The organism is Streptomyces phyllanthi (assembly GCF_009377205.1).
Lineage (GTDB): Bacteria > Actinomycetota > Actinomycetes > Streptomycetales > Streptomycetaceae > Streptomyces > Streptomyces phyllanthi.
In genome coordinates, this window is sequence record NZ_VJZE01000328.1 from 1 (window position 1) to 10504 (window position 10504).

The 10504-nt window shown below is 72.6% G+C and carries 11 protein-coding genes; 7 read left to right on the top strand and 4 right to left on the bottom strand.

The genetic code is table 11. From position 1 onward, the window contains the following. Nucleotides 1–1335: DUF6986 family protein (locus FNH04_RS32600; protein ID WP_152789462.1), on the top strand; the 1335-nt coding region annotated here is incomplete at its 5' end. 4 nt (nt 1336–1339) lie between these two features. Here the strand turns inward: FNH04_RS32600 and FNH04_RS32605 are convergent. Next, a complete protein-coding gene (locus tag FNH04_RS32605; protein WP_322724483.1) occupies nt 1340–2218 on the bottom strand; it encodes a hypothetical protein in 879 nt (292 codons plus the stop codon). A 7-nt stretch (nt 2219–2225) separates the two neighbouring features. Continuing rightward, a complete protein-coding gene (locus tag FNH04_RS32610) occupies nt 2226–3314 on the bottom strand; it encodes a LacI family DNA-binding transcriptional regulator (RefSeq protein ID WP_152789463.1) in 1089 nt (362 codons plus the stop codon). A gap of 210 nt (nt 3315–3524) precedes the next feature. Between FNH04_RS32610 and FNH04_RS32615 the strand changes: the two genes are divergently transcribed. From FNH04_RS32615 to FNH04_RS32630, 4 genes are all read left to right on the top strand, one after another. After that, nucleotides 3525–4472 carry an ROK family protein gene (locus tag FNH04_RS32615; protein ID WP_152789464.1) on the top strand — a complete coding sequence of 316 codons (948 nt, stop codon included), beginning with the start codon at nt 3525–3527 and terminating at the stop codon, nt 4470–4472. Nucleotides 4473–4655: 183 nt separating this feature from the next. Further along, nucleotides 4656–5120 (top strand): hypothetical protein, encoded by a 465-nt coding sequence (locus tag FNH04_RS32620; protein WP_152789471.1) that lies wholly within the window; start codon nt 4656–4658, stop codon nt 5118–5120. Between the two features lie 29 nt (nt 5121–5149). Then, nucleotides 5150–5377, top strand: a complete 228-nt coding sequence (locus FNH04_RS32625; RefSeq protein WP_152789465.1) for a hypothetical protein — start codon at nt 5150–5152, stop codon at nt 5375–5377. A gap of 249 nt (nt 5378–5626) precedes the next feature. Then, a complete protein-coding gene (locus FNH04_RS32630) occupies nt 5627–6664 on the top strand; it encodes an NUDIX hydrolase (protein WP_322724486.1) in 1038 nt (345 codons plus the stop codon). Nucleotides 6665–6703: 39 nt separating this feature from the next. Here the strand turns inward: FNH04_RS32630 and FNH04_RS32635 are convergent, their stop codons facing one another. Further along, nucleotides 6704–8059 carry a dipeptidase gene (locus FNH04_RS32635; protein WP_152789466.1) on the bottom strand — a complete coding sequence of 452 codons (1356 nt, stop codon included), beginning with the start codon at nt 8057–8059 and terminating at the stop codon, nt 6704–6706. A 241-nt stretch (nt 8060–8300) separates the two neighbouring features. Here FNH04_RS32635 and FNH04_RS32640 point away from each other — a divergent pair, with 241 nt between their 5' ends. Beyond that, nucleotides 8301–9506, top strand: a complete 1206-nt coding sequence (locus FNH04_RS32640; protein WP_322724489.1) for a geranylgeranyl reductase family protein — start codon at nt 8301–8303, stop codon at nt 9504–9506. A gap of 50 nt (nt 9507–9556) precedes the next feature. Here the strand turns inward: FNH04_RS32640 and FNH04_RS32645 are convergent, their stop codons facing one another. Then, nucleotides 9557–10006 carry a nitroreductase family deazaflavin-dependent oxidoreductase gene (locus tag FNH04_RS32645; RefSeq protein WP_152789468.1) on the bottom strand — a complete coding sequence of 150 codons (450 nt, stop codon included), beginning with the start codon at nt 10004–10006 and terminating at the stop codon, nt 9557–9559. An 83-nt stretch (nt 10007–10089) separates the two neighbouring features. Between FNH04_RS32645 and FNH04_RS32650 the strand changes: the two genes are divergently transcribed. Then, nucleotides 10090–10404, top strand: coding sequence for a hypothetical protein (locus FNH04_RS32650; RefSeq protein WP_152789469.1), 315 nt, complete (start codon nt 10090–10092; stop codon nt 10402–10404). The last annotated feature ends 100 nt before the right edge of the window (nt 10405–10504 follow it).

Consider the following 10504-nt stretch of genomic DNA (forward strand, 5'->3'; position numbering starts at 1 on the left):
GGGCAGGGCGGGCAGGAGAAGCCGGCGACGAGTCTCACGGGCGCGGTCACCGAGGAGATCGGCGCCTCCCTGGCCCAGGTCGACGCCGAGTTGGAGCGTCGCTACCCCGGAGACCCGGGTACCCGTCAGCCCGTTCACACCGTCTACGTCCCCGGAGACGTGTTCGCCGCCGACACTGTCCGCGCCTGGGGTGACCGGGCCCTCGCCGCCCTGGACGAGCACGCCCCGGACGCGGCCTCGTTCGCGACCGTGCTCGGCCTCGACGGCGGCCTCGCGGAGCCGGTGTACGAGCGCGTGCGGGCCAAGCTGGAGCGCGAGCCCATCGAGGACCTGCGGGTCGACTTCGAGGACGGCTACGGGCCGCGGCCCGACGCCGAGGAGGACGAGGCGGCGGCCCGTGCGGCCCGGCTGATCGCGGAGGCGTCCGCCGAGGGCACCTCCCGGCCGGAGGCCGGGGAAGGGACCGCGGCCCCGTACATGGGCATCCGTATGAAGTGCATGGAGGCGCCCGTCCGCGACCGGGGTATCCGCACGCTCGACATCTTCCTCACCGGCCTGATGGAGGCCGGCGGGCTGCCGGGCGGGCTCGTCCTCACACTGCCCAAGGTGACGTACGCCGAGCAGGTCACCGCCATGGTCCGGCTGCTGGAGGCCTTCGAGAAGGCGCACGGTCTGATGCCCGGCCGTATCGGCTTCGAGATCCAGATCGAGACCAGCCAGTCCATCCTGGCCGCCGACGGCACCGCGACCGTGGCCCGCATGATCCACGCCGCCGAGGGCCGTGCCACCGGACTGCACTACGGCACCTTCGACTACAGCGCCTGTCTCGGTGTCTCCGCCGCCCACCAGGCCAGCGACCACCCGGCCGCCGACCATGCCAAGGCGATCATGCAGGTCGCGGCGGCGGGCACGGGCGTACGCGTCTCGGACGGCTCCACCAACGTCCTGCCGGTGGGGACGACCGAGAAGGTTCACGACGCCTGGCGGCTGCACTACGGACTCACCCGCCGTGCCCTGGCCCGTGCCTACTACCAGGGCTGGGACATGCACCCCGGCCATATCCCCACCCGGTACGCGGCGGTGTTCGCCTTCTACCGGGAGGGTTACGAGCAGGCCGCCGTGCGGCTCTCCCGGTACGCCAACCGCGCGGGCGGCGACGTGATGGACGAGCCCGCGACGGCGAAGGCGCTCAGCGGCTACCTGCTGCGCGGCCTCGACTGCGGCGCTCTCGACCTCGACGAGGTGTCCGGGGCGACGGGCGGTCTCACCCGGTCCGACCTGGAGGGCTTCGCGGCGCCGCGGCGGGCTGATCTGACGAACTCCGCCGTGCTCTGAGCGATCACCACGAGGGCGGCGCCAACGGCGAGCCGGGTCCGGTGCCGGAGATTTCCGTTCGCTGCCCCCTCACGTAACGCTCCAGCCCGGACGCGACCACCAGCTTCTCCTCGGCGAACACCCTGGTTCCCCTCGCGCACAGCTCCCTGTCGAGGCGGGCGCGGGCACAGAACTCCTCGGGAGTGACGCCGAAGAGTTCTCTCAACCGGGGAGTCGCGACGAGGAGTTCGGTGAGCAGGGCGCGCTCGCCCGGATGCCCGCGCGGCCGGCCGTCCCCGTCGTGCAGGACGCCGTGGCGGTTGACGTACGCGTACGCGCCGGGGAGCGGCTGTCCGAACTCGGGCTCGATCCGCACGTCGGGAGCGGGGAGCCAGGCACGGTCGTACGCGCCCGTCGGCGAGGTGACGCCCTCGCTCGCGTCGACGACCGCGAGCTGTTCGGCGTCGAGCCAGATCAGGAACAACTCCCGTACGACGTCGGGCACGCTGAAGGGCGCCGCCGACACGTACCCCATGAGGCTCACATGTGCCGAGACGCCCACGTCGATACCGGTGACCCGGGCCCTGACCATGGGGATGGGCGAGGTGATGCCGTACTCGGCCATCTTGTGCCGCAGTTGCCCCGGGCAGGCGTTCGAGCCGACGGCGAGCACGGGGACGCGGCCTTCGAACGTGGCACGGGGGTCCTCCCGCTCATGGGGGTCCCTCATGAGCGGGCGAAGCCCAGAGCTCGGGGGAGAAGCCGAGAGTGGGGGAGGGGCCAGCGGTAACAGCAGGTCGCCCTTGAGGAGTCCGGACTCCCGGGGCCACGCGCCCGGATAGCTCAGCGGTTCGTCGCGCGGAGCCACGGCCAGACCGAGCTCCTCCAGTGTCCGTCCCCCCACGCGCGGCTCAGCCGGCCGGGGGCAGCTCGCCCGAGCCGCGGGCGATCAGCCGGGTCGGGAGCTCGATGCGCTCGGGGGTGACGAGGATGCCGTCCAGCTGGCGGAAGAGGCGCTCGGCGGCGGTGCGGCCCAGCTGGGCGGCGTCCTGGGCGACCACCGTGACGCCGGGCTGGAGCAGGTCGGCCAGCTCGAAGTCGTCGAAACCGACGAGGGCGACCGGGCGCCGGTGCTCGGCGAGGACCCGAACGACGGTGACCGTCACGCGGTTGTTGCCCGCGAAGACCGCCGTGACGGGTTCGGGGCCGGAGAGCATCTCCTCGGCGGCCCGGCTTACCCGTTGCGGGTCGGTGACGCCCAGCGACGTCCAGGAGTCCTCCACGGGTATGCCCGCGTCCGCCATGGCCGTGCGGTAGCCGCGCAGACGCTCGGCGGCCGTGTGGATACGGGGCATGTCGCCGATGAAGCCGATCCGGCGGTGGCCGTGCGCGATGAGATGGGCGACGCCGTCCCGGGCACCGCCGAAGTTGTCCGACAGCACCACGTCGGCGTCGATGCGCCCGGCCGGACGGTCCACGAACACCGTGGCGACGCCCGCCTTGATCTCGGGCTCCAGATAGCGGTGGTCGTCACCGGCCGGGATGACGACGAGCCCGTCCACACGGCGGGCGCACAGCGCGAGCGCCAGCTCCTGCTCGCGGTCCGGGTCCTCCGCGCTGGAACCGTTGATCAGCAGGGCGCCGTGGGCGCGCGCCACCTCCTCGACCGCGCGGCTGAGCGGGCCGTAGAAGGGGTCCGCGAGGTCCTCCAGGACCAGGCCGATGCTGGCGGTGCGGCCCTTGCGCAGTACCCGCGCGCTGTCGTTGCGCCGGAAGCCCAGCGCCTCGATCGCCTCCTGCACCCGGCGCTCGGTGTCCGCGGTGACCCCCGGCTCGCCGTTGACGACGCGCGAGACCGTCTTGAGCCCGACTCCGGCCCGCGCCGCGACGTCCTTCATCGTCGGACGGTTGCCGTAGCGGGTCCCGGAGCGGCGGTCAGGGAGGAGGTCTGCTCGGCGGGCGGTCTCGGGCACGATGCGGTGTCCTGTCCTGTTGTCCATGGGGCTGCGGTGGTCCATGGGTTTGTATGAGGATGTGTCGTCGAGCATAGAGCCTGGACAACGTTGTCACGTCCGGGAGAGACTGTCCATCATCGTCTCTCCGGCCCGCGCCTCTGCGAAGAGGCGCGTCGTGCTGCCGCCCTCCGGCCGGAGAACCCGGTACGTTCCCGGTCCCATGGGTACGACACAGCAGCGGGAGAACTGACACTGATGCACACCGACCTCGTGGCCGCGCTCGACATCGGCGGCACCAAGATCGCCGGAGGCCTGGTGGACGACCAGGGCCGGATCCTGGTGCGCGCCCAGCGCGCGACGCCCGCGCAGGAGGACGGCGACACCGTGATGCGGGCCGTCGAAGCGGTGCTCGGCGAGCTGACCGCCTCCCCGCTGTGGAGCGGCGCACGGGCCGTCGGCATCGGCAGCGCCGGCCCGGTGGACGCCTCCGCCGGCACGGTGAGCCCGGTGAACGTGCCCGGCTGGCGCGGCTATCCGCTGGTCGAACGGGTCCGCGCGGCCACGGGCGGCCTTCCCGTCGAACTGATCGGCGACGGTGTGGCGATCACGGCCGCCGAGCACTGGCAGGGCGCGGCGCGCGGGCACGACAACGCGCTGTGCATGGTCGTGTCCACGGGGGTCGGCGGCGGGCTCGTCCTGGGCGGGCAGCTGCATCCGGGGCCGACCGGCAACGCGGGCCACATCGGCCACATCAGCGTGGAACTGGACGGCGACCCGTGCCCGTGCGGCTCCCGCGGCTGTGTGGAACGCATCGCGAGCGGCCCCAACATCGCCCGCCGGGCTCTGGAGGGCGGCTGGCTGCCCGGCCCCGACGGCGACACCTCGGCCGCCGCGGTGGCCGCCGCCGCGCGGGCCGGTGACCCCGTCGCCCTGGCCTCCTTCGAACGGGCCGCCCAGGCCCTGGCGGCCGGTATCGCGGCCACCGCGACACTCGTCGAGATCGACATCGCGGTGATCGGCGGGGGAGTGGGCAAGGCGGGCGACGTCCTCCTCGCTCCGCTCCGCGCCGCGCTCAAGAACTACGCCACGCTGTCGTTCGTCCAGCGGCTGACCGTGACACCCGCGCAGATGGGCACGGACGCGGGACTGGTCGGCGCGGCCGCCGCGGCACTGGCCCGGAAGCCGAGCGCCACGGCGGTGTGACACGTCGGGATGGTGACGCCGCCCGGGGCGGGCGGAGTTCTGATGACGCGCGAGTTCCCATGACGCGCTGAGTTCACTCCGCCCCCACCGGGCGAATCCGGTCACCACCCGAAGCCGCGCACGTAGGGTGGAGTGCGACGCAGGCCCGAGGTCGCCCTGCGACCGGACGGCAGGGAGGCGGAGATGCGGATCGCCTCGCTGCCGTACGTCGACGAGCACACGACTCTCGTGGCGGCCGGACCCGAGGACGTCTGGCGCGGTCTGACCGAGACGCTGGACCGGTCCTTCTCGCGGCCCGGCGCGGCCCGCTACGCGAGACTCGTCGGCTGCCCCGATCACACCGCTACCGGCCCACGGCCCCTAGCCGCGGGTTCGACGATCCCCGGGTTCCGGGTCGCCGTCGCGGTCCCGGGACGGGAACTGGTCCTCGAGGGGCGCCACCGTTTCTCGACGTACGCCCTGATCTTCCGTGTCGAACCGGATGGTCCGGGCCGGTCGCGGCTGCGCGCCGAGACCCGGGCCGTCTTTCCCGGACCGGCCGGTGGCCTCTACCGACGGGCGGTCATGGGTACCGGTGGGCACGGGTGCGGTGTCCGGCATCTGCTGTCCGCGGTCCGCCGGCGGGCCGAGTCGCCCCCGGACGCGTGACTCCCGGCCGGTTTCGCAGTTGAACCGGTATGAAGAAGCGCAGCATGCTCGCCATCGCCTCCCTGGCCACCGGATTCGTCGTCGCGGCCATCACCCCGTCCCACGGCCACGACGTCGGCGCCCCCGGAGCCCCCGGCGGCCTGGACGCCGACGACACCGTCAGCACATCAGCCCTCGACCGCACGATCGCCGACCACGGCCCGGCCGCTGACGGCAGGACGCCGGGACAGGGAGGGCAGGGCGACCGGAAGGGCTGAGACCGCGGCGGCCGTCACCGGCCGAGCCACCGGCAGCACCGGTTCCACCGGCAGCACTGGTTCCACTGGTGCCACCGGTACGGCTGGGGCCCGGGGGTCGGCGGGGCCGGCGGTATCCGTACGCGCGCCGGGTTCACCGTCTCAGGGGCGGGGGGCCCGGCGTCGTGTGTTCGGCGCCTCATCAGCGGCTGGTTTCCGTGGCAGGGTGGAGCGGGCAAGCCTCAGGGGTCCAACAGAAGAGGGGGAACCGTGATCGTCTGGATCAACGGTGCGTTCGGTGCGGGGAAGACCACCACCGCACGGGAACTGATCGAACTGATCCCGAACAGCACGCTCTTCGACCCCGAGGTCATCGGCGGAGCGCTCACACACATGTTGCCGGCCAAACGCCTCGCCGAGGTCGGCGACTTCCAGGACCTGCCCAGCTGGCGACGGCTCGTGGTGGACACCGCGGCCGCCCTGCTCGCCGAGCTCGGCGGGACCCTCGTGGTTCCCATGACCCTGCTGCGCCAGGACTACCGCGACGAGATCTTCGGCGGTCTCGCCTCGCGCCGGATTCCGGTACGGCATGTGCTCCTCGCCCCGGCCGAAACGATTTTGCGGGAGCGAATAGCGGGCCGGGAGATACCCCCGGACCTCCCCGACGGGGAGATACGCGTACGGCAGTGGGCGTACGACCACATCGAGCCCTACCGCACGGCCCTCGCCTCCTGGCTCACCGCCGACGCCCACCTCGTCGACACCAGTGCCCAGAACCCGTACGAGACCGCCCGGTACATAGCGGAGGCCGTCCGCACCGGAGACGCTCCCGTGTGCGACATCGTGCAGACCCCGGAACCCACCGCCGAGACCCTCGCCGCCGGTGTTCTGCTGTTCGACGAGCAGGACCGGGTGCTCCTCGTCGATCCGACGTACAAGCCGGGCTGGGAGTTCCCCGGAGGTGTCGTCGAACCCGGCGAGGCCCCCGCGCGCGCGGGCATCCGCGAGGTCGCCGAGGAGACCGGCATACGGCTCGACGACGTGCCCCGGCTGCTGGTCGTGGACTGGGAGCCGCCCTCGCCCCCGCGCTACGGCGGACTGCGCCTCCTGTACGACGGCGGTCGCCTCGACATCGACGGGGACCAGCGGCCCGTCCTGCCCGGCCCGGAACTGCGCGGCTGGCGCTTCGTCACCGAGGAGGAGGCCGCCGACCTGCTGCCGCCCGTACGGTACGAGCGCCTGCGATGGGCCCTGCGGGCACGGGAGCGCGGCGCCGCGCTGTACCTGGAGGCGGGCGTACCCGTGTGACCGGATCCGCCCGCCCCCTCGGTGGCGCGCCCGACTTGTCTAGCTCGCCGCGTAGTTGCGCAGGAACAGTGCCTCCGCCACCGAGAGGCGCTCGAGTTCCTCGGGGGACACGCTCTCGTTGACCGCGTGGATCTGGGCCTCCGGCTCGCTCAGGCCTATCAGGAGGATCTCGGCGTCCGGGTAGAGGGAGGCGAGGGTGTTGCACAGCGGGATCGAGCCACCCTGGCCCGCGTAACTCATCTCCTGGCCCGGGTAGGCCACCGCCATGGCCCTGGCCATCGCCTCGTACGCCGGGCTTGAGGTGTCCGCGCGGAACGCCTGGCCCTGTCCGACCTGCTCGCAGCTCACCCGCGCGCCCCACGGGGTGTGCGCCTCCAGGTGGGCCTGGAGCAGCTTGGTCGCCTCGGTCGCGTCCACGCCCGGTGGGACCCGCAGGCTGACCAGCGCGCGGGCGCCCGCCTGCACGGACGGGGTCGCGCCGATCACCGGTGGGCAGTCGATGCCGAGGACGGTGACGGCCGGGCGTGCCCAGATGCGGTCGGCGACCGTGCCGGAGCCGATCAGCGACACGCCGTCGAGCACCTTGGCATCCTTGCGGAACTGCTCGTCCCCGTACTGCAGACCGTCCCACTCGGCGTCGGCGGTGAGCCCGTCGACCGTCGTGGAGCCGTCCTCCGCGCGCAGCGAGTCCAGCACGCGGATCAGCGCGGCCAGCGCGTCGGGTGCCGCGCCGCCGAACTGTCCCGAGTGCAGGTTGCCCTCAAGGGTGTCGACACCGACCCGCAGCATGGTCATACCGCGCAGGGTCGCGGTGACCGTGGGCAGGCCGACGCGGAAGTCGCCGGCGTCGCCGATGACGATCGTGTCGGCGGCGAGGAGCTCCGGGTGCTGCTCGGCGTACCGCTCCAGACCACCCGTGCCCTGCTCCTCCGAACCCTCGGCGATCACCTTGATGTGGACGGGGACACCGCCGTTCGCCTTCAGCGTCCGGAGCGCGAGCAGGTGCATGATCACGCCGCCCTTGCAGTCGGCGGCGCCACGCCCGTACCAGCGGCCGTCCCGCTCGGTCAGCTCGAACGGCGGGGTGGTCCAGGCGGCCTCGTCCAGCGGCGGCTGCACGTCGTAGTGGGCGTAGAGGAGGACGGTTCTCGCGCCCTCGGGGCCGGGCAGGAAGCCGTATACCGACTGCGTGCCGTCGGGGGTGTCGAGCAGCGCCACGTCCTGGAAACCCTCGGCGCGCAGCGCGTCGGCCACCCAGTTCGCGGCAGCCTCGCTCTCGCTCTTCGGGTACTGCGCGAAGTCCGCCACCGACTTGAAGGCCACCAGCTCGGTGAGCTCCTCCTTCGCCCTGGGCATCAGCGAGGCGACGGTCTCGGCGACCGGATGCGACGACATGGGCACGCTCCTTGTGGGTGCGACGTTGTACTGCGACGTTGTACTGACGGGTACTGGCAGGTACTGATGGGTACTTGGGTGCGCGGGCGCGTACCCGTGTAGGGCACATGCGCCTGCCGATCCTCCCACAGTGGCCTGCGGTGACGCCCGCCGTAGGATGCGGTGGACATGGGCCCCCGCTCCGGCGAAGCCGGGAGTCCGGGGGCGGCGGCAGGCGGCGGATCGGGAGCAGCAGACCATCGTGAGCAGCGACAACTCTTCGGCGGACGACGTGCAGCGGGTGTGGGACGTCGTTGTGGTGGGCGCGGGACCCGCGGGGGCCTCGGCCGCCTACGCGGCGGCGGTCGCGGGACGGCGCGTCCTGCTGCTGGAGAAGGCGGAGCTGCCCCGCTACAAGACGTGCGGCGGCGGCATCATCGGCCCCTCGCGCGACGCGCTGCCCCCCGGCTTCGAACTTCCGTTCAAGGACCGGGTGCACGCGGTCACGTTCTCGCACAACGGCCGCTTCTCCCGTACCCGCCGCTCCCGGCAGATGCTGTTCGGTCTGATCAACCGGGCAGAGTTCGACCAGCAGCTCGTCGAGCACGCGCAGAAGGCCGGCGCGGAACTGCGTACGGGCGTCACGGTCTCGCGGGTCGAGCAGCACGGGTCCGCGGTGCCGGACCGGCGCACGGTCGCCGTGGTGCTACAGGGCGGCGAGACGCTGCTCGCGCGCGCCGTCGTCGGCGCGGACGGCAGCGCCAGCCGCATAGGAGCACACGTCGGGGTGAAGCTGGAGCAGGTCGACCTCGGCCTGGAGGCGGAGATCCCCGTGCCGGAGACCGTCGCCGAGGACTGGAAGGGCCGGGTGCTCATCGACTGGGGGCCGATGCCCGGCAGTTACGGGTGGGTCTTCCCCAAGGGGGACACGCTCACGGTGGGGGTCATCTCGGCGCGCGGTGAAGGCGCCGCGACGAAGCGGTACTTGGAGGACTTCATCGGCCGGCTGGGTCTCGCGGGCTTCGAGCCGAGCGTCTCCTCCGGGCATCTGACGCGCTGCCGCACCGACGACTCGCCGCTGTCGCGCGGGCGGGTGCTGGTGTGCGGGGACGCGGCGGGACTGCTGGAACCGTGGACCCGCGAGGGCATCTCGTTCGCGCTGCGCTCCGGGCGGCTCGCGGGGGAGTGGGCCGTACGGATCGCGGAGGCGCACGACGCGGTGGACACCCGGCGCCAGGCGCTGAACTACGCGTTCGCGGTCAAGGCGGGGCTCGGTGTCGAGATGAGCGTCGGCAAGCGGCTGCTGACGGTGTTCGAGCGCAGGCCCGGCCTGTTCCACGCGGCCCTGACCGGCTTCCGGCCCGCGTGGAAGGCCTTCATGGACATCGCGCGCGGTTCGACGTCGCTCGGCGAGATCGTCCGCAGTCACCCCGTGGCCCAGCGAGCCCTGACCGCGCTGGACCGATGAGCCGAAGCTGGACCGGTGAGCCGAAGGGCGACCGACCGGAGGGGCGTCCCTCAGGAGGTGACGGTGATCCGGAAAACCGGGTGGTCCGGGGCGATCCGGCGCAGCTCCTCATCGGACGAGTCCGGGCCGACGCCGCCGAAGAACGCGCCCACCTCGGCCTTCCATCTCCTGAGGTAGGCACGCAGCAGCGGACCCTTGTCGTCGTCGCCGACCTCGGTCGCCGTGAACACGTCCACGGTCTTCCCGAGCCGCAGTTCGCCCCCGCCCGCGGCCCGCATGTTGTGCGTCCACTGGACGTGACCGCGCGGCGCGACCAGATAGTGCTCGCCGTCCACGGTCAGCAGGTTCACCGGAGTGGTGCGCCACTGGCCGCTCTTGCGCCCGCGGACGGCGAGCACCCGTGAGCCCCGGACGCTGACGCCGCGCCGGGTCAGCCACGCGACGGCGCGGTTGAGGACGTTCACGGTGAACCAGCCGGGCTTCTGCACGTGCGTGGACATGCGCTTTCCTCCTGTGGAAGGTGCGAGCGAGCGGGACGTGCGAGCGCGTGGAGCGTGCGTGACGCGTTGGACCGTCGCGCCCTGTGAGCAGTGTTCAGTTCCGGGGCCGGTCGAACAACTCCGTTGTGTCGGGTCACCGGTGCGGGCGGCGCCGTCAGGTCCTGAAGGAGCCGGGCATCGGTAGGACCCTGACGATCCTCGTCGACGCGACCCTCATCGGCGTCGTCCTGCTGCCGGTGACGATGCGGCTCGTGGGGCGCGAACCGGTGGCCTCCCGCGGTCGCGGCGCCGGCCGCAGCGGCGGTTCGGGACCGAGGAGGGCACGCGGGGCGTACTTCGCGGGGAGTACGTGTGATCGCCTCGGCAGGGTGACGCCCCGGGCGGTGTGCGGCGTCTAGCGTGGCCGTCATGGAAGAGCAGCACACGGGTACGTCCCCGGCGCGGGGCGGAACGCCGTGGCGACGGAGATCGGGCTGGGGAGGCGGGGGACCTTCGCGG